General features: G+C 73.7%; 15 protein-coding genes. All 15 read right to left on the reverse strand.

Annotated elements, in window-relative coordinates; translation table 11 throughout:
• Positions 1 to 47: 47 nt before the first annotated feature.
• Complete coding sequence (locus HNQ61_RS04515; RefSeq protein WP_170037891.1) at positions 48 to 2,105, reverse strand: hypothetical protein; 2,058 nt, start codon at positions 2,103 to 2,105, stop codon at positions 48 to 50.
• Positions 2,102 to 4,924: a putative baseplate assembly protein gene (locus tag HNQ61_RS04520; protein WP_170037889.1), complete on the reverse strand. Its 2,823-nt coding sequence runs from the start codon at positions 4,922 to 4,924 to the stop codon at positions 2,102 to 2,104. Before HNQ61_RS04520 ends, HNQ61_RS04515 begins: the two co-directional genes overlap by 4 nt.
• Complete coding sequence (locus HNQ61_RS29475) at positions 4,921 to 7,716, reverse strand: putative baseplate assembly protein (RefSeq protein WP_170037887.1); 2,796 nt, start codon at positions 7,714 to 7,716, stop codon at positions 4,921 to 4,923. The genes HNQ61_RS04520 and HNQ61_RS29475 overlap by 4 nt, the downstream gene beginning before the upstream one ends.
• Positions 7,713 to 8,075, reverse strand: a complete 363-nt coding sequence (locus HNQ61_RS04530; RefSeq protein WP_170037885.1) for a GPW/gp25 family protein — start codon at positions 8,073 to 8,075, stop codon at positions 7,713 to 7,715. Before HNQ61_RS04530 ends, HNQ61_RS29475 begins: the two co-directional genes overlap by 4 nt.
• A 1-nt stretch (position 8,076) precedes the next feature.
• Positions 8,077 to 8,397 carry a hypothetical protein gene (locus HNQ61_RS04535; protein WP_170037883.1) on the reverse strand — a complete coding sequence of 107 codons (321 nt, stop codon included), beginning with the start codon at positions 8,395 to 8,397 and terminating at the stop codon, positions 8,077 to 8,079.
• Complete coding sequence (locus HNQ61_RS04540) at positions 8,397 to 8,960, reverse strand: phage baseplate assembly protein V (RefSeq protein ID WP_170037881.1); 564 nt, start codon at positions 8,958 to 8,960, stop codon at positions 8,397 to 8,399. Before HNQ61_RS04540 ends, HNQ61_RS04535 begins: the two co-directional genes overlap by 1 nt.
• On the reverse strand, positions 8,957 to 10,078 hold the full coding sequence (locus HNQ61_RS04545) for a phage late control D family protein (RefSeq protein ID WP_205761938.1): 1,122 nt from the start codon (positions 10,076 to 10,078) through the stop codon (positions 8,957 to 8,959). The genes HNQ61_RS04540 and HNQ61_RS04545 overlap by 4 nt, the downstream gene beginning before the upstream one ends.
• A gap of 4 nt (positions 10,079 to 10,082) precedes the next feature.
• A complete protein-coding gene (locus HNQ61_RS04550; protein ID WP_170037880.1) occupies positions 10,083 to 10,382 on the reverse strand; it encodes a LysM peptidoglycan-binding domain-containing protein in 300 nt (99 codons plus the stop codon).
• 528 nt (positions 10,383 to 10,910) lie between these two features.
• Positions 10,911 to 11,579 (reverse strand): CIS tube protein, encoded by a 669-nt coding sequence (locus HNQ61_RS04555; protein WP_170037878.1) that lies wholly within the window; start codon positions 11,577 to 11,579, stop codon positions 10,911 to 10,913.
• Between the two features lie 189 nt (positions 11,580 to 11,768).
• Positions 11,769 to 13,424: an eCIS core domain-containing protein gene (locus HNQ61_RS29140; protein ID WP_170037876.1), complete on the reverse strand. Its 1,656-nt coding sequence runs from the start codon at positions 13,422 to 13,424 to the stop codon at positions 11,769 to 11,771.
• Entirely contained in the window at positions 13,421 to 15,619 is a 2,199-nt protein-coding gene (locus HNQ61_RS04565) for an eCIS core domain-containing protein (RefSeq protein ID WP_205761936.1), read from the reverse strand. Before HNQ61_RS04565 ends, HNQ61_RS29140 begins: the two co-directional genes overlap by 4 nt.
• Positions 15,620 to 15,632: 13 nt before the next feature.
• On the reverse strand, positions 15,633 to 16,079 hold the full coding sequence (locus HNQ61_RS04570; protein ID WP_170037874.1) for a hypothetical protein: 447 nt from the start codon (positions 16,077 to 16,079) through the stop codon (positions 15,633 to 15,635).
• Complete coding sequence (locus HNQ61_RS04575; protein WP_170037872.1) at positions 16,076 to 16,861, reverse strand: TolB family protein; 786 nt, start codon at positions 16,859 to 16,861, stop codon at positions 16,076 to 16,078. Before HNQ61_RS04575 ends, HNQ61_RS04570 begins: the two co-directional genes overlap by 4 nt.
• A complete protein-coding gene (locus HNQ61_RS04580) occupies positions 16,855 to 17,961 on the reverse strand; it encodes an eCIS core domain-containing protein (protein ID WP_221239651.1) in 1,107 nt (368 codons plus the stop codon). Before HNQ61_RS04580 ends, HNQ61_RS04575 begins: the two co-directional genes overlap by 7 nt.
• Positions 17,961 to 18,212, reverse strand: a complete 252-nt coding sequence (locus HNQ61_RS04585) for a hypothetical protein (RefSeq protein ID WP_170037868.1) — start codon at positions 18,210 to 18,212, stop codon at positions 17,961 to 17,963. The genes HNQ61_RS04580 and HNQ61_RS04585 overlap by 1 nt, the downstream gene beginning before the upstream one ends.
• Positions 18,213 to 18,265: the final 53 nt, after the last annotated feature.

An 18,265-nucleotide genomic window follows, 5' to 3' on the forward strand; every position in this document is an offset into this window, starting at 1 on the left:
GGGTGTGGCCGGTTGGGGTGGATCAGGGAGATGGAGGACGGGCGGGATCACAGGATCCACGAAACGCCCGCCTCCAGCCCGAAGCGCAGGTACTCGCCCAGCCGCTGGCGCAGGTGCGCCTCGCGGCGGGGAAGGTGAAGGTCGTGGTGCACGCCCATCTCCGATTCGTCGTCCGCGCCGCGGCGGATGGCGGATGGGGTGTCGGGGGGAAGCACGATGTACGCGGCGTCGGCGTAGCGGGTGCTCATGGGGGATGGACGGACGCGCACGTCGTCGGCGTCGCGCGCGGGGACGCACTGAAAGCGGCGGGGCGTGCGCGAGCCCGGGGGGACGTAGCTGAAGCGCACGCACCCCTCCTGCGTGCGGCGCGACATCACCGGGCCGTCCCACCCCGCGGGCCCGGGCTCGCCGATCCGCGCCAGCAGCAGGGAGTTGGAGACGAGGGGAAGGCTTTCCGCCCGCACCCGGCCCATGACGGTGCACTCGCGCAGGGTCAGGGGCGCGCCCCACGCGTCCGCCTCCACCGCGTCGTAGGCGACGGCGCCCTCGCTTCCCGCGTCCACGATGGACGACCGCATCTGCACCCGGGCGCCGGCGTGCACGCGGACGGGGCCGAGGATGCAGTGCTCCACCGTGACCTCCGTCCCCCCGGATTCCACCACCAGGCTGGGGAGGTCCGGGCGCTCCGGCACCCCGGCGGCGTCCATCGCGTGGCCGGGAACCAGGGTGCAGTGCCGCAGCCGCAGGCGCCCGAGTCCATCCGCCCCCGCGCCCGCCGCCTCCACCACCACGGCACCGCCGGCCAGCAGCAGCCCGTCCAGCGTCACCGCGCCGTCCGGCCCGCCGCGGACCGTCATCCGGTCGGGGATCCACAGGGTTGGGCGCGCGCCGTCCACCGCGCGGAGGGTGACGCGGCGGCCATAGGCGCCGAGCGTGGCGGGCGCGTCGTAGCGGCCGCTGTCGCCGATCTCCACCACGCCGTCCTCCCCGGCCGCCGCCAGCGCCCCGGCCAGCGCGCCGCCGCCGGTGACGCGGACCAGCGCGCCCACGTCGCCGGAGGGCGCGGGGCGGGCGTATTCGCCGCCGCCGACCTCCGCCGCGGCGCCGTAGTAGAAGCTCACCAGCGGCGGCCCGTCCGGCCTGCGCCCGAAGGCCAGCCGGCCCAGCGCCGGATCCACCGCGACCCGTCCTCTCCGGGGCAGCCGCCAGTCGGTGAGGTCGCACACGTCGACGCGGTCCAGCGGCACCAGCCGGGGCCCGTCATCCATCAGCACCTCCACGCGCAGGCTGGCGTCGGCGCCGTAGAATTCGCCCGGGCGGGCGTGCATCGCGCGGCGGCTGATGCGGCCGGGGACGTTGGCGGGGCCGGCCAGCTGCTCCGGCTCCTCCTCCGTCGCGGGAAGGCGGACCAGCGGCGTGTCGATCCCCAGCGGATGGAAGTGAAAGCAGCGGTGCTCCAGCCGCCGCCGTTCACCCAAGGTCTGCCCGGGAAGCGACTTGACCGCCGGGGAGCGGGTGAGCTGGTAGGCGCCCATCCGCCAGAGAAAGATGCCCACCTGGTGCAGGTTGTAGCGCCCGCGACGGCCGAAGCGGCGCACGTCCGCCGTGTGCGCCAGGTCCGGCGCGCCCTCCAGCCGCTCGAACGGGCCGCCCAGCGCCTCCAGCCGCAGCGCGTCGCGCACGTCCACCCAGGCGCGGTTGCGCGGGCGGGGATGGTTCACGTGCTGCGTGGCCGCGATCAACTCAAAGAACTCCACCGCGCGCGCCGGAACGCCGCTCACGTCGCGGGCAATGCGCTCCAGCACGTGCGCCGTCCCTTTGCCGCGCCGCCACGCCAGCGTGTTGGCCACCTCGGCGCGGGCGTCCAGCGGGTCGCCGGGCACGTTCTCCACCCCCAGCAGGTCGCCCAGGTAGGGGAGGGCCCACGGAGCGGCGGTCTCCACGAACAGGTCGTCGTACAGCTGCTCCAGGCTTTCCTCCAGCACCGCGTTCTGGTCGGCGATCACCTCCAGCAGCGCGCGCAGGGGGCCGCCCTGCTCCGCGTCGCGGATGCGGTAGACGGCCGGGAGCAGGCCGAGCAGGCGGTCGGCGTCGTAGGTCGTCATGCGGTCACCGTCAGGTCGCCGGGGCGGAGGGCCAGCGTGAGGAGTTCGGCGGGGCAGGCGGCGCCGGCCTGGCCGCCCTCGGGCGGGGTGTAGGCGCCGATCTCGTGATTCAGCAGCGGCATCTTCGCATCCGCCGCGTGCAGGGTGTTGAGGTCCACCGCGCGCACGCCGGGCACGCCCTGCATCGCGGCGACGACCTCGCTCAGGTGCACGGACTGCCCGAACTCGCGCGCCTGAAAGCGGAAGCGGTCGCGCAGCGCGGCCTCCACCGCGGCGCGCACGTCGTCGTCCAGCCGGTCCGCGTCGCGGCGGAGGAGGGCGGTGAGGTGAAAGGGGATGGGCGTGTACGGCAGCACGCGCACGGGAACGTGCGGATCGCCAGCGGCGGCGAGCGCGGCGGCGAGGCCCGTGGCCACGGCGCCGTCCGAGGGCGGCACCTCGCCCGACGCCCCGGCGATGGTGAGCACCACACCGCGCCGTCCGCCGTGCCAGCTCCACACGGCGTGCGCGCGCCCCACGCCGCCGTAGTTGCGGGCGAACTCACGGTAGTCGGCCAGCGATACCACGCGGTCCAGCGTCACCACGGTCCGCGGCGCGCTTCCCCGGGCGGCGTCCATCGTTTCCGGATCCACCCCGCCGGACGCGGGGAGCGGGTTGTCCACCGCGCGCACGCCCAGCGGACGGGTGAGCAGCTGCGAAAGCTGCCGCGCGCGCACGTTGCCGTCGCGCCCGATCCCCTTGCGGTACACGGCGTCCACGTTCTCCCGTCCCGTCGGCAGGCGCGCGCCGGAGCGTCCGTCGCCGAACTGCACGACAGTCTCGCCCGCCTCGCGCCGACGGGTGACGTACACGCGGTCGCGCGGACCCTGGCCGTGCAGCGTGGGCACTTCGCGCCACAGCAGCCCGTTCACCCGCACCTCCAGCGTCGTCTCCGCGCCCGCGGCGGTGGGGCGGGGGACGTAGGTGACGGGCGCCTGCTTGAGCAGAAAGCGCTGGTACTCCAGCCCCGCGTCGCCGCCGCCCAAGCGCTCGCGCACCTCCTCCCCGTGCGTGGCCAGGAGAACGTTGGCGTGGATGCGCACCGTGCCGCGGACGTAGCGGTTGCGCAGTCTCTGCTCAAAGACGACCACGGGATGGGCGGGATCGTTCTCCGCGCGGAAGTCGTGGACGGTCGCGATCTCCCCCGCCTCCTCGCCGGATGTGTCGGGGATCCCGGGCGCGTCCGCGGCGGCCACCGATGCCCGTCCCCCCGCGCCGAAGACCGGCTGGCCCTCCATCATGAACTCGCCCGTCATCCCCTCGTCCCGGCCGAAGGGGCGCTCGCCCTGCCACGCCGGCTCTCCGTCCGAAAGCTCCTGGCAGCGCTTAGTGCCGTCCGGGCCGAGGATTCTCCGCGACGGGAGGGCGATGCCCGTGACGAGCACGCGGCGGGTGCGGTCCAGCCGGGCCAGCGGCGCGCCGAGTTCCACCTCCGCTCCCTGGATGGGGGCCGTGATCTCCTCCTCCGCCAGCGCCAGCTCTTCGCTCCCCATCAGCACGGCCGTTTCGCGCAGCGGAAACAGCTTCTCGGGCTCCACCCTCGGCTCGTCCAGCCGGGGTCCCACCACGCCGCCGCCGATGGGGACGGGCGATGTGCCGCCGCTCACGGGACGGATGGCGCCGGGGATCAGCGACGGCGCGGGGCCGTCCAGGTGCGCGTCGTGATCCAGCCGCACCCGCGTGACCCGCGCGCTGATGCCGAAGTCCGCGCGGCCGACGGCCTCCGCCCCATCCGCCCGGTAGAGCGCCTCCTGCCCGCCGCCCTGCATCCACACCCACGACGGCGTCACCAGCGTGGGATAAAGGGCGTCCAGCTCCACCCCGCCGTCCGCGGAGGTGCGGGGATGGAAGAACGGCCACTCCGGGCCGCCGCGGAAGGGAGTCTGCAGGCGGATTTCCTCCGGCGTGCGGTCATCCGCCAGAAAGCGCGCCTGCAGTTCCGCGGGCATCATCCGCCAGTCCGGGGCGCCGGCTCCGAACAGCGCCGCCCGCTGGCGGAAGACGAACAGGCGCGTGGACTCGCCATCCACCCTGTCCAGCGGCGCCGTCCATCCCACCACGGTGCGCCCCGCCGCCGCGTCCGCATCCACCGAGACGACCTGCCGCACCTCCCACCCGTCGTGAGTGGGCTCCACCTCGCGCTTGGGGCCGACGAAGAGGAGCACGTCGCCGGGCACCAGCCGCGTCGCCACGCCGGCCAGCGTCGCGCTCACGGCGCCCGGGGACAGCGTGCCGGGGCGGCGCATGCGCGGGCGCAGCGCGTTCCACTCCGGGCGCGCGGCCACCGTCTCCACCGTCTCGAACGTCTGCGGCCGCTCGCCGGGGCCGGGCACGCTCTGCACGCGCGTCCCCGGCGTGAGCGTGATTTCCGCCGGGGCGCCGGGCACGTCTTCCAGCGTAAAGGCCAGGTGCGTGCTGGCGGCCACCCCCGGTGCCATCTCGTATCCCACCGCGCGCGCCAGTTCAATGACGGACAGCCGCTCCGTCGCCGTGCGCAGGTAGCTTTCGTTGGCGATGCGCTCCTGGTAGAAGGTGACCACGTCGCCCACCGTGGCCCACGCATCCACCAGCGCCGCGGCGAAGTCGTTTTCCCGCGCGGTCAGGGCGGCGAGCGCGGGGCGGCTGGCGCTGGAAAGCCCCGCGCGCATGCTGGCGCTGAAGGTGGAATGCGTCCCCACGCGGTAGTGCAGGGCGGGGAGCCCCGGGCGGTTGTGGATGCGCAGCGGGGTCTGCGCGCCCGTGCCGCCGCAGCAGCCGCAGCCGGCGTCGTGATCGCTCATCGGCCGCCCTCCATGCGCAGGCGCAGCGACCCGCGCTCCGGGTGATTGGGATCGTCGTCCATGCGCGCCACCTCCAGCCGGTTCAGCGGCAGTTCGCCCGTGTCCATGGCCTCCGTCTCCGGCGCGTCCTGACGCCGGAAGCGGAGCACGCGCGCCCAGCGCACGCCGGGAATGGCCTGCACGGCGGCGTAGAGCGGGCTCAGGAACACGCTCTGCCCAAAGGTGAAGTTGTCGGGATGAAAGAGGCCGCGGCGGCCGTCCGGCAGCACGCGCCGCCCCATGACCGCGCGGATGTCGCGCTCCACGTCGCCGCGAAAGTGGGTGCCGTCCACGCACACCTGGATGTCGAGCTCCACGGGGACGTAGCGCGGCGCGTCGATCTCCAGGTCGTGCCCGGCCATGCGGAACGGTTCCAGGTGGGCGCGCATCGCGGACTCGAACCCCGCGTCCACGTCGCGGCCGCCCACGCGGTCCACGGTCAGAAAGACCGTCCGCCAGCTTCCCGTCCACCGCAGCGTGGCCTGCGCGCGCTGCACCTCCGGGTGCGCCTCCGCCGCGCGGGCGTAGTCCTCCGCCGTCACCGCGCGGCGGCGGTCGCGGAACGAGGCGGGCGCCGTCTGCCGCACGTGCTCCATCGTCTCCGGCTCCGTGCCGCCGCTGGCGGGAAGCGGATTGCGGACGTGGAGGATCTGCCCCAGCACGGCGGGATCGTGCGTCACCACGTGCGCCAGCGCGTCCGCACCCACGTTGCCGGCCACACCGTTCCCCACGCGATAGACGGCGCGCAGCGCGACGCCGGGGGAGGGGCGCTGGCCGTGGCGGTCGTCGCCGAAGCGCAGCCACGAGCGCCCGTCGTTTTCCGTTTCCACCACGAACTCGCGGGAGAAGGGGCCGCTTCCCAGCAGGTCGCGCTGCGGCAGCCACCGCTCGCCCATGGCGTCGTGCACGGTGATGACGGGGAGCACGCGCCGCATCTCCCACCGCAGGGCCGAGGTGGCGGAGGCGGAGGGATCAAAGAAGGGCCGCTCGTCCGCCTCGGACGATCCCGCCGGGCGGTGGATGCGCGCGGCCTGCGTCACCGGCCCCGCCTGCAGCCGCGGGCGAAAGCGGGGCGGGGGCGCGGGCTCCTCGTCGCAGTCGCAGCCGCCCGCGTCCACCGGGGCCAGCCGGCGGTCCGCCTGTCCCGGCGCGCCCAGCCACTCCGGCTCGTCCAGCAGGCGCACCCCCGCGGCCGCGGCCTCCGCGTCCGTCGGCAGCGCCTCGCCGCGCGCACGCCGGTCCTCCACCCGCAGTCCGACGGTCCTTCCGTGATCGGCGAGGACGATGTTCCCCAAGGCGACGGACACGTCCGGCACGTGTCGGCTTCCGTGCTCCGCGTCCGTCGTGGCGGAGATGCACAGGTCGAACGGGAGCGCGTCGCCGTCGTGCCAGGTGACTTCGGTGACGAGCGGATTGACCCGCTCCACCGCGTCCGCGGCGGCAACGAGAGATCCGGCGAGCCCGTCCGCCGCGCGCACGCTCCACCGCCGCGCTGAACCCTCCGCCTCGCCGTCGTACGGGCCCGTCAGTTCCAACTCGTCGCCCGGACGCAGGTGGCGCAGCGGCACGCCGTCGCGGTCGGTGATGCGCAGCCCCGTCTGGTGGATGCGCATCATCCAGACGCCGGGATCGGAGCCGGCCGCGTCCACCGAAGTCAGGCGCACGGCGTGGCGGTGCGCCGGGTCCGCGTCGCCCGGCTCCCCCGTCCGCGGTCCGCGCACCTCCTGAAAGACGAGGACGTCGCCCGCTTTCAACTCGGGATAGGCGCCGCGCAGGGTGGCCGCGGTGGCGCCTTCCGGGAGGCGGCAGTCGCGTGCGCCCCAAGTGTAGAACGGGAGCGTGTTGTGGGCGGGAAAGAGCAGCCCGTCATGCAGCGTCTCGAACACTTCCGGTCCGCCCGCCAGCGCCTGGTCGTGGTCCGCGCTGTCCGGCCGCACCTCCACATCCACCTCCGCCAGACGGGTGAGGAGCGGCGTTCCGCGGGACAGGCGCAGGCCCTCCGCGGGGGCGCCCGGGCGCAGCGCCACCTGCACCCACGCGCGGGCGTTGCAGCCGTCGTGCATCGCGTAATCCAGCAGGCGCGCATGGCGGCGCACGCTCACGCGGCGGCGCGCGGTGCCCAGGTACGCTTCCGTGGCCACGGCGTCCTGCTGGTAGCTCAGGCGGTCGCCCACGTACGCCAGCAGTTCGACGAGCGCCACGCCCAGGTCCGCGGGATTGCGCTCGCGCCAGTCGGGAAGGACGAGGGACATGCGGTCCAGCATGAGCTGGCGAAAGCTGCCGTAGTCGCGGGCCAGGTAGTCGATCTCCGGCTCGGGCCCGGCGGGAGGCGCGCCGCTGTCCGGCGCCACGCAGTCCGCGTTGGTGGGGCACAGCGCCTTGAAGCTGAACTCCACCTCCGACAGCCGCGGATCCATCCCCGCCAGCGGACCGCCGTCGCGCGCGTGCAGCCGCAGCGTGTAGGTGCTGAAGTCGCCCCGCTGGTCCACCTCCACGCGCAGGTTGCCGGAACCCGGCGCCCCGGAGGCGGAGGTGACCTCGATCCCCCGCACGCGGTCGCCGCCGCGGATGGAGACGTTCTCCGCCACCAGCGGCTGCGACGGCGCCGCCAGCAGAACGACGCGCAGCAGACGCTGCTCGCCGCCAGGGCCGGGCTGGTCATCCACCTCCAGAAAGTCGATGCCGTTGAGCCCGGCGTTGCGGGCCAGCGCGCGGCGGCGGTCGTCGCCGCAGTGGAACGCCCCGGCGCTCACCGCGACACCTGCCGCAGAAAGGACTCGACGGTGCGCTGCTGCGAGCGGCGGATCACGTACTGCACCGTCACGTGCAGCTCCGCATCAACCGCCTGCACCTGCACCGCCTCCACCTGGATCAGGTCGCCCAGCCACTGCTGCAGCGCGCCCTGCACGGTGAACTCGGTGGCGGCCGCCAGCGCGTCGCCGCCGGGGGCGAACACCAGGTCCAGCAGCCCGCTGCCGAAGGTGGGCCGGTTGACGCGCTCTCCCGGCGCGGTGAACAGCACCTGTTCAACGAGGTCGCGCACGTGGTCGTCGTCGCTGGTGCCGGCGGTGCGGCCGCGGCCGTCCACGCGCAGCGGATAGTCCAGGTTCATGTCACATCCCCTTCACGCGAAGCTGCGCCATCACCACGTTGACCCCCGTTCCGTTGGGCACGCACACCGCCTGGCTGTCCTGCAGCAGCACCGGCTGCCCGCCCGCCTTAACCCGCATCGCGCCCATCACCCACTGCGCGGTCACGCAGGGCATGGGCGTGGTTCCGGCGACGAACGGGCACGCGGCGATGGTCCACGGCGCGCTCTGCAGCGTCACCGGCTGGCCGCCCACCTTCACCCGGGGAAAAGGCGCCGTGGCCTGCGCCTGCCCGCCGTGCATGCACATCACCTGGGCGCCCGCCTGCAGCAGGTATCCGGGCATCAGATCACCTCCAGCGCACCGTTGTTCACCTGCACCTGCGGTCCCTGCATCTTGAGCGAGGCGCCCTGTCCGTTGTCGATCTCAATCCCCTGCGCGGTGATGGAGATCTTTGCCCCGGTCGACGTCTCCAGCGTGATGCCGCCCGCGCCGGGGGTGTCGTCGAGCTTGACCTTGTGCCCGCCCTTGGTTTCCAGCGTCAGGTGGCCGATTCCGGGCGTGTCGTCCAGCGTGACCTTGTGGCCGCCCTCCGTCACGATCATCAGCTTCTTGTACGGCGGCGCGAGGATGTCGGACGGCATTTCCGCCATCGAACCCCACCAGCACCCCGCCCACACCGGGTAGTCCGGGTCCCCGTGCTCGAACTCGATCCACACCCCCGCGCCGCTCTTGGGGATGGAAAAGAAGCCGGTCTGGTCGCCGCCGAACGGGGCGCAGGGCATGGCCCATCCGCTCTGGATGTCGCCCAGCACGTCGGGCACCTTGGCGCGGATGCGGCCCATCATCAGCGGATCGTTCACGTCGCTCACGATGCCGCGGTACTTGCCCCAGAACGGCGCGCTCACGGCAGCACCGCGGGAAGCAGCGAGACCGTGCCCTCGCGCGAAAGCGAAAAGCTCTGGGTGTACGCGCCGGCCGCGGGGCGCAGCGTGTGGGTCACGCGGCGCACGTAGTACATCCCCCCGTAGGAGAGGCCGACGCCGCGCACGCCCACGATGCCGCGGGCACGCAGCACGTGGCCGTAGCGCGCGGTATCGACCTCGCCCTCCGCCGTCACCGGGTCCGGCGCATTGGTGGCGGCGGCAAGCACGCTGAGCGCCGCGCGGGCGGGGCTTTCCTGCCCGCTTCCGCGGGACATGCGGGTGCGGCGCGGCATCACGGGCTTGGCGGCCAGCGGCGGCAGCTTGAGCGCGGGCAGCTGGGGAATGGGGATGGCCGTGCGGGAGATGGGCTCCACGAAGGCGCCGGACGCCGCCACGGGCGCCAGTCCGTCCTGGCTGAAGTGGATGCCCGTCAGGTTGTCCGCCGAGCCCATCCCCGTGGTGAGCGCGGGCTGCGGCGGGGCCACGCGCGTCTGCGGCCCCCAGTACGCCGTGTTGACGCCGAACGTCACCGGCTCCACGTAAAAGACGTAGCCGTTGCGCTCCGCCATCCGCTTCAGAAAGGCCAGGTCCGTTTCCGCCTGCCGGGGCACGCGCTGCAGCATGATGGGCACGTCCGCGGTGGGAGTGGGCATGGGCACCAGCCCGTACTGCGCGTACCGGCCGATGACCGTGGTGGCGATCACGAAGTCGGGCTGGTTGGGGTACTCCTCGTTGGCTTCTTCCAGGTCCATCATCACGCTCACGTCGCGGCCGGTGACGGTAAGGGTGCTTTCGCCGGGGCCGGAGCCGGGGGTGAGCTGCTGGTGCGTGACGATGCCGTCGATCAGCACCTGCGGCACGGCGCCCAGCATGACGCCCACGATCACGCGCTTGAACGGGTCGACGGCGCCGGACAGAAGGAGCGGATAGTCCACCAGCCCGCGCGACAGGCGGAAGGTGAGCTGAAAGCCGTCGCCGCCGGCGGCGTCGCTGGTCACCTGCACCTGCTCCAGCGCGGATACCAGCTCGCCCGAGGCGGGCAGCGGAACGGTGTCGCCCACCAGCAGCATCAGGCGGATGCCCAGTTCTCCGGTCAGCACGGCGTCAGCGGCGGGGCAAGGTTACGCGGATGCGGCGGCCGGGCTCGTCGGTGAGCTCGTCGGGGCGCAGCACGGCGTTGGCGTCGGCGATGCGCCAGAACTGCAGCGGATCGCCCAGGTAGCGCGCGGTCACGTTGTCCAGCCGGTCGCCCTCGGTCACGGCGTGCTCCAGCAGCGTTTCGCCCTCCTCCGCGGGAAGAAAGCGGCGGCGCAGGTGGCGCACCTCGCGCGGCTCCCCGCCCGGGCCGGTGGTCTGGTGCACGCGGGTTTCGATGGCGGCGTAGCGGGATGTGGAATCGAACATGGGAGGGCGGGGAAGTGCGTGAGTGCTGGGTGCGTGAGTGCGTCAGTGCGAAAAGACGAAGTGCTCAGTGCGCAGGGCCAGGTGCCCAGGTGCGTCGCGGGTCTCGCTTCGATTGATGGCGATGATCCGCCGTTCGGCGTGGCCCGCCTCCGGTCGTCGGCGGCGCGGCCGGCACGTTGCCGCCGAACACGCGCGTCGCGCGTTTTGCCCGCGAACGGCACCCCTCGACTGTCATCCTGAGCGAGCGGCCAAGGCGCCCTCTCCGCCACGCCGATGCCGGCAGCGAGTCGAAGGATCTTGCCACATCGCCCGCCTCGAGCACCGCTGTCCGAGTCTGTGCCGCGCTCTGTCTGCCGGTAACCCGGCGGACTGCCGTGGCAAGATCCTTCGACTACGCGCCACAATCCGGTGCCGCTGAGGGTCTGGCGCGGCGCTCCGCTCAGGATGACAGCCCGGGTGCGCTCGGTAGAATGCCGCCGCCGCGCATCCGTCTCGCGTACGGTGACTCGATTCCCGGGCGCCCATCCATCAGCCGATGGAAAAGGAGGCGCCGACGGACACGCCGCCGGTGATCGCGCCCACGCCGCCGATCGTGGCCATCACCTCCTTGGCCACCTGGTGCGCCATGAACAGCGCCCCGCCCGCGGATACCAGGCCCAGGTCCTGGTAGGTCAGCACGCTCATGCTCAGCTCCACCTTGGCCTGGATCGGGTTCAGGTCCGGGTCGAACGCCTGCTCCGTGATGCTCAGGCTGGTGATGCGCACCGGCACCACCCGCTTGAGCCCCCACACGAAAAGCGTCAGCGGCGCGTCGTGCGGAACCACGCTCAGCACCCCCGCCTGCGACAGCGCGTAGTTCAGAATCATGTCCGCCGCCTTGGGATACAGCAGCATTTCCAGCGACGACAGCGTGGGATACAGCCCCAGCAGCGAGGCCATGGCGTCGCCCCGCTCCAGCTGGTCCGCCAGGTCGATCTCCATCGTCAGCGAGATGGTTTCGCGCGGCGGGCCGTTGAAGCGCATGGGCTCCACGCGCGGCGCCGTGGGCGATTCCGGCTGCCCCGTGTTCGCCTGCACCCGCCGGGTCAGCGTGTCGGGGTTGTACTGGAACACCACCACGCTCGCGAGCGGGTTGAACTTGTCGACGCCGATGATGGCGCCCTTCATCAACCGCGGCGATCCGGGAAATGCACTCATCTCGTGGCTGCGGGCGCGGGGTGCGAAAAGGAAAAGCGCATCTGGATCACAGGTCGATCAGCGTTCTGGTCGATGGTCATCACCCGCCAGCGGTCATCATCAACACAAGCCGATCGGCGTCCCTGTCGATGGTCATCGCACGCCGACGATCATCCTCAACGGTGGCCAATGCCGGTCTGTGGATGCGCGTCACTGGTCGATGTCGCAGCGGAACGGGCGCCACGTCACCCGCGGCTCAATCAGCCCGTCCACCAGTTCGGCCACGTGCCGGTTGTTGAACACCCACTCCAGCTCGTATCCGCACTCGTCCGCCACCATCTGCTGGCGCGACGCCTGGTCGATGAACCGGTTCAGCGCCGCCATGCGGATCAGTTCGTTGGAGGGAGCCGTGTTCAGCACGAAGCCGAAGCCGGTCTTGATCTCGTACAGCCGCCGGCCGGTGCCCAGTCCGTCGAAGTCCGCCGAGAGCCCCCACGGCGTGGTGACGCGCACCTCGCGTCCCATTCCGCTCACCCGCCGCGCGAAATCGTTGTGGCAGTTGTTGCCGCCCGCCTGCCCGATGACGCGCACCTGGCACCCGCGCTCGTCCTCATCGTCATCGATGTCCACGTCCACGTCCGGACCCAGTGGCGGCCGCGGGCGGGGCTGCGTCTCCGGCTCGGGGCGGGGCCGCGGAGCCGGCCGCGGCGCGGGCGGTCTGGGCGCCGGGCGGGGCGCCGGTGCCGGCCGGGGCACCGGAACCGGAACCGGAACCGGAACCGGAACGGGAGCCGGGACGGGCACGGGGACCGGCGGAGCGGGCACGGGAACCGGAACGGGCGGATTGCGATGCCGCGCCACGATCTCGCGGATCAGGTTCATGGCGCGCTGCACGGCCTGCACGGCCCGGCTCACGGCGGCGGACATCTCCGCGGCGGAGGGCGCCAGGTACCACGCCGCGATCCCCATCCCGATCGCGCCCGCGACGACGAACGGAATCGCCCAATCGTCCGCCACGCCCACCACGGTTACGTCGTCCGCCGCGAGCGCCACGGCGGCGGTGGTGGCCGCCCTCGCCCCGGTGGCCATCGTCGCTCCCGCCGCCGCGAGTTCCGCGGTCGCCGCCAGCGCCACCTCCGCCTCCGCCACCGCCCCGGCCACCACGGCGGTTTCCTCCGCCAGCAGAACCCCCTCCGCCGCCAGCGCCTGGTACGCGGCGATCTGCGCCCGGAAGGCCGCGATGGTCGCGGGGTCCAGCCCCGGCCCGGCAAACCGCCGCACCGCGGGACCGGCCGCCGTCAGCGCTCCCGCCCCCACGCCCGAGCCCGCCATCACCCGGTAGGCGGCGGCTTCCGCCTCGCGCTCCGCCGGATCGTCCACCGCGCCGATCTCCAGTTGATGCTGGATGGCGGGCGAGGAACCGCGCTGCTGTACGACGTGCGCCAGTTCGTGCGCGATCAGCCGGTCGCCGGCCGCCGTGCCCGGCGCGTACCGCCCCGTGCCGAACGCGATGTGCGGCCCCACCGTGTACGCGTGCGCCGCCACCGCCCGCGCCGACTCCGCCGCCGCGCCATCCGCGTGCACCCGCACGTCCGCGAAGCTGTGCCCGAAGCGGGGCTCCATCGCCGCGCGCACTCCGGCGTCCAGCGGCGCCCCCGATGCCCCGAGCACGTCGTTGACGATGGGCGGCGCCACGGCCGGCCCGATCGCGGACGCGCTCCGCCGCAACTCCTTTCGCCTGCGGCACGACTCGCACTCCCCGCCGCCGGACGACCGCCCGCAGCCGCAGCGGCGCAGCACGGCCGCGGGGCGCGAGGCGGGCGCCGGTGCCAGGGGCGCGGGCGCGGCGGGAGCGCGGGACGTCACGGCGCGGTCGCCGGGGTGGGTGTGCCGTTGATCATCCCCCGCAGGCGGACGAGCCGGGCGGAATCCAGCGCGTCCCACAGGTCGTCGTCCGTCACCGTCCATCCCTCGATCCAGTCGCCCGTCCAGGGGTGCCCCTCCACCGCCTCGTACAGGCGCCGCCGGTCCGCCAGGGGTGCGGTCTCAAAGATCCGCATCACCATCGCCTCCTCGTCGTCCCCCACGCTGCCGCTGATCAGCTCGCGCACGTAGCCCGCGCGGGCAGGCATCGTCATCCCCTCCAGCCGCGACGGCGATCCCGCGGGTACGGTGTCCAGCTCCCCGGCCGTGTCCATGGAGATGTCGTCCGTGTCGGTGCTGTGCAGGCCGTAGTTGGGGACCCAGTGGATGATGCCGCGCACGCCGGCGAGCGGGTTGGCTACCAGCGGACCCACGAACCCTCCCAGATACGCCGCACGCGGATTCATCCCGAAGCTGGACGTGGGAAACCGCAGGGCCAGGTCGTCCAGCGCGCGGCGCATCTCGCCTCCCGGCACCAGCCCGGCGGAGATCGCCTGTCCCACCGTGGTGGTGCTTCCCGCGACGATGGGAAGCGTCCACAGCGTCTCCAGGTCCGCCGCGTGCCAGTTGTGCGCGGGCTGCGTGGAGGCCGGCGTGAGGATCATGGTCTCCGGCGCGTACTGCGTTCCCGTCGCGCCCGTCCCCGAGCGCACCGCGGCGAACAGCGCCGGCCGGTCCACCGCCGTGCCGCCCGCGGCGCCCAGCGTGTACGCCTGCCGCACGTCCGTGATGCCCGCCCGCATGGCCGCTTGGGCCAGCCCGCGCGTGGCGTTGGACGGGGCCGGGTTGTCCAGCTGGTTGTCGCCGAATACGGTGCGCCCGCCGCCCACGTCCACGCCGTGCTCGTTGTCCCAGTCGTGGAACACGCGCGCGACCATGTCGCCCAGGGTGATGGGCGGCAGCGAAGCGGCCATGGCGTTGATGTCGCCCATGATCCTCCCGTACAGAAAAGACACGCTCAGCACGTTGGTGATGGCTGCGCTCTGCGCGTTCATGGCCGTCGCCGTGTCCAGCCCGATCTTGTGCAGCAGGTTGTACCAGAACAGCGGGTACCGCCCCCCCCAGTACGCGCGGATGGAGGTGATGGCCGTGAGCAGGTGCCCCGCCGAGAACGCGTCGGACAGGTAGTGCTGCGCCGCGGCCTCCCGCGCCAGCGCCCGGGCCAGGGGCGTCCCGGCCCGCCCGGAGTCGTACGCCATCTCCAGCGCCGCCTCGTGCAGCGCCCGGTAGTTCCCCCCGGCGCTCGCGGGCGGAGTGCCGGGGGGAACGGCGCCCCCCGCCACCGGAGACACGAAGTGGGGGTCGTTGGCCGCGCCGCGGCGGTTGTACCGCTCCTGCACGGCCGCGACGACGTCCGCCCCGGCCTGAAACGACGCCCACTGCCCGCCCGCGGCGAACCGCGCGTCACGCTGATGGGGGTTCTTGGCGTTGACCCACGCCATCGCGTACACGATCTCGTCCCGGGTGCCCCGCCCGTTTCCCCCGGTTCCCGGCCTGGACGCGAAATCCGACAGTTCCTCGGGGGAGAAGTAGTCGCCGCTCAGCATCACCATGTCGCCAAAGGTCAGCAGAAACTCCGTCCCGGGCTGGTCGCCGCCCGCGTTGACCAGGGCGCCGCCGTACGCCGTGTCGCCCAGCGACTTGTGCTCGTGCTCCTCAAAACGGCGCAGGGCGGGGGCGCCGCCTCCCGCGGCCACCCGCGCCGCTCCCCCGGCCGTCACCGTCCGGGCCGCCCGCTCCGCCTCCACCTCCGCGGGATCGGTGGATGAGCCGACCTCCAGCCGGGGACGCAGCGGCGCCGGCCCGGGCCCTGCCTGCACCACGTGGGCGAGTTCATGGGCCAGCAGGTGCTGTCCGCCCGGCGTGTGCGGCGCGTACCGGCCCGCTCCGAACACCACGTGCGGGCCCACCGCGTACGCCTGCGCCCCCACCTGCGCGGCGGAGTGGGCCGCGTCGCCGTCCGCGTGCACCCGCACGTCCGCGAAGCTGTGGCCAAAGCGCGGCTCCATCGCCGCGCGCACCCCGGCGTCCAGCGGCTGCCCCGGCGTGCGCAGCGTCCGGTGGACGGCGGGCGGTGCCGCGGCCGGTGCGCGCGGCGCGGCCGGAACCGGCGCGGGAAGGGCGGCGCGTTCGCTCACCTGGCGCTCCCGGTCATGGTTGAAGTCCCGCCGCCAGCCCGCCCAGCCCCTGCCGCAGCTGGTCGGCGGCAAAGGCCCGCCCCCAGCGCGCGCCGGACAGCGTGAGCGTGCACCCGGTGGCGTCGGTCCCCAGGTGCACCACCTGGCCGCGCAGCCACTGGCGGTACGGCGCCGGCCCGTCCACGCCCCACGTCGCCGCCACCGTGCGCCGCACGTCGTCGCACGCGGACGCGGGATACTCCAGCTGCATTCCCGCTACCCGCTTTCCCCACCGGATCACCCGCGGGCGCGCCGGGGCGCCGAACGCGCCGACGCGGACCGCAGCATCGTCGCAGACCTCGAACGCCGGGTCGCCGCGCCACGCAAGCCACGGCCGCCCCGCCAGGCCCAGCGTCTCCGCGGCGAGCTCCGCGTCCGTGCCCCAGCGCACGCCCAGCGCTCCACCCGGCGCGCGCGTCACCGCCACTCCGGGGACGGGGCGATCAGCCGCAGGCCGGCCAGGTACCGCTGCGGCACCCGGCGCGAGCGGCCGGTCTGCACATCCAGCAGAAAGAAGTCGGTGCGCTTCCCCACCAGCCCGGCGGTGCGCCCCCAGCTGACCTCGCGCCCGTCGGGCGACCAGCTGAGGACGCGCGCCAGCGTGGGCCGGCCCAGCGTGCGCGGAAGCGGCCATTCGCGCTCGGCGCCGTCCGCGCCGCGCACCACCACGGCGCGCCCGCGCAGGTACGCCAGCCGCCCGGTTCCGTCCGCCGCGGGCGAGCGCCCGGCGGCCACGCGCACCGGCTCGCCCTCGCCAGGGCCCGCCACCCGGATCCACCCATCCGTGCCGTGAAAGGCGACGCGTCCGTCCGGCATCCACACCAGCGGACTGTCCACCGCGCAGCCGCCCCACGCCCGGCGCGGCTCTCCGCCGTCGAGATCCACCGTCCACACCTCCGCGCTCCCGTCCAGCCCGTGCGCCACCGTGTACCATCCGGTCGTCCCCGCCGCGTCGGCCGCCGCGGCCAGAATGCCGCGTCCGCGCGCCACCGTCCGCGCGGGCGCGCGGGCACGCAGCAGGAGCAGCGCATCCTCCCCCGTTCCTTCCGCCGCCACGAGTACGGCACTGGCAGCGGGAGCACAGTCGCGGGGGTGCATCCCCGGCCCGGGATCCAGCCGCACCGCGCCATCGGCGTCCATCACGGAAGGGCCGATGCGCACCTCGGCGGGGTTCCATCCCAGGTACCCGCTGGCGATCACCACTTGGCGCCTCCCAGCCCCACGCGCACGATGCCGTCCGGCCCCACGGTTTCGCCGTAGCCGATGTACTGCGAGGGCGTCTCCGGCCGGGGCGCGGGGCAGGGCGGGGCGGGCGGTTTGCCCCATCCCGGCACCCATCCCAGTCCGCTGTCGCTGGCGTCGGCGCAGCAGGCGGAGGCCAGGGTGTACGCAAAGGTGTTGCTGTTGGGCCCGTTGGGATTGGAGTACAGGCCGGGGCTGTTGTACGCCGCGTACGCCGCGGCCAGGCAGGCCGACACGTCCGTCACCCCGGGCTTGGGCGTGCACGGCTTGCGGTTGGGGGTAAAGCTCTGCGGATCGGTGGACGTGCTGGTCTTGGCGGCGCATCCCGTGTAGAAGTTGCCGCTGGTGAGGGTCTGGACGGCGTAGTTGCCGGGCATGCCGCTGCCCAGGCAGTCGTTGCGCCCGGTGTCGTCGATGTAGGCGTGGTTGGCGAACCATCCCGCGACCGGCGCTTCCAGCCGCTTGGAGCAGATCATGGCGCGGCGCACGGCGCCGGGCGCCGCGGAAAGCGCCCCCACCGGGCGCCCTTCCATGACGCGGTCGGCGGCGCGGGCGGCCTCGCCCTCCCACGCGTCCGCGGGGCCGTGATCCATCGCCAGCCGCTGCGGCGCCGCGCCCGCCGTGCCCCGCTGCTGAACCACGTGGGCCAGCTCGTGCGCAAGCAGCCCCGTGCCGTGTCGCGTTTCCGGCGCGAACCGCCCGGAGCCGAACACGATCTGGTCGCCCACCGTGTAGGCGTGCGCGTCCACCGCGCGGGCGGACTCCGCGGCGCGGGCGTCGTCGTGCACGCGCACGCGGGCGAACGAGTGGCCGAAGCTGGGCTCCATGCGGGCGCGCACCGCCGGGTCCAGCGGGCGGCCCGCGCCGCGCAGCACGTCGTGGACGATGGGCGGCGCCGTCGCGGGACCGGCCGCGGCGGCCCGCCGCTGCAGTGCGCGCTGGCGGCACTGGTCACACATGCCGTCCGCGCCGATGGCGCCTCCGCACGCACAGCGCGACCCCGTGGCGGAGCGCCGCAGCATGGGGGAGGAAGAGGGACGGCTCCCGGTCATCGCGCTCATCATGGGCGGGTGCCTTCCATGAGCGCCCGCGCGATCCCCGCGCCCATCTGCGACGGCGGCGTTCCCTCGGTGACGGTGAACCGTGCGCCGTCCAGCCGCAGCGTTCCCGCGTCGCCGGTGAGCGACGCGGGCAGGCCGCGCTCGGCGATCAACCGCCCGAGTTCCGCGCGCAGCGCCTCGCCCACGGCCTGGCCGTCGCGCGCCGCCACACCGTGCAGAACGAGTTCATCCAGCCGCAGGTCGATGGTCATGGTTCGCTCCGATGAAAGCCAGGGAAGTGCGTGAGTGCGGGGTGCGTGAGTGC

The organism is Longimicrobium terrae (assembly GCF_014202995.1).
In the GTDB taxonomy this organism is placed as follows: Bacteria; Gemmatimonadota; Gemmatimonadetes; order Longimicrobiales; family Longimicrobiaceae; genus Longimicrobium; species Longimicrobium terrae.

Bases quoted from the DNA above. Each gene is read 5' to 3' on its own strand.
- HNQ61_RS04515 (WP_170037891.1), bottom strand. From the start codon at position 2,105: ATGACGACCTACGACGCCGACCGCCTGCTCGGCCTGCTCCCGGCCGTC.
- HNQ61_RS04520 (WP_170037889.1), bottom strand. From the start codon at position 4,924: ATGAGCGATCACGACGCCGGCTGCGGCTGCTGCGGCGGCACGGGCGCG.
- HNQ61_RS04530 (WP_170037885.1), bottom strand. From the start codon at position 8,075: ATGAACCTGGACTATCCGCTGCGCGTGGACGGCCGCGGCCGCACCGCC.
- HNQ61_RS04535 (WP_170037883.1), bottom strand. From the start codon at position 8,397: ATGCCCGGATACCTGCTGCAGGCGGGCGCCCAGGTGATGTGCATGCAC.
- HNQ61_RS04550 (WP_170037880.1), bottom strand. From the start codon at position 10,382: ATGTTCGATTCCACATCCCGCTACGCCGCCATCGAAACCCGCGTGCAC.
- HNQ61_RS04555 (WP_170037878.1), bottom strand. From the start codon at position 11,579: ATGAGTGCATTTCCCGGATCGCCGCGGTTGATGAAGGGCGCCATCATC.
- HNQ61_RS04580 (WP_221239651.1), bottom strand. From the start codon at position 17,961: ATGAGCGCGATGACCGGGAGCCGTCCCTCTTCCTCCCCCATGCTGCGG.
- HNQ61_RS04585 (WP_170037868.1), bottom strand. From the start codon at position 18,212: ATGACCATCGACCTGCGGCTGGATGAACTCGTTCTGCACGGTGTGGCG.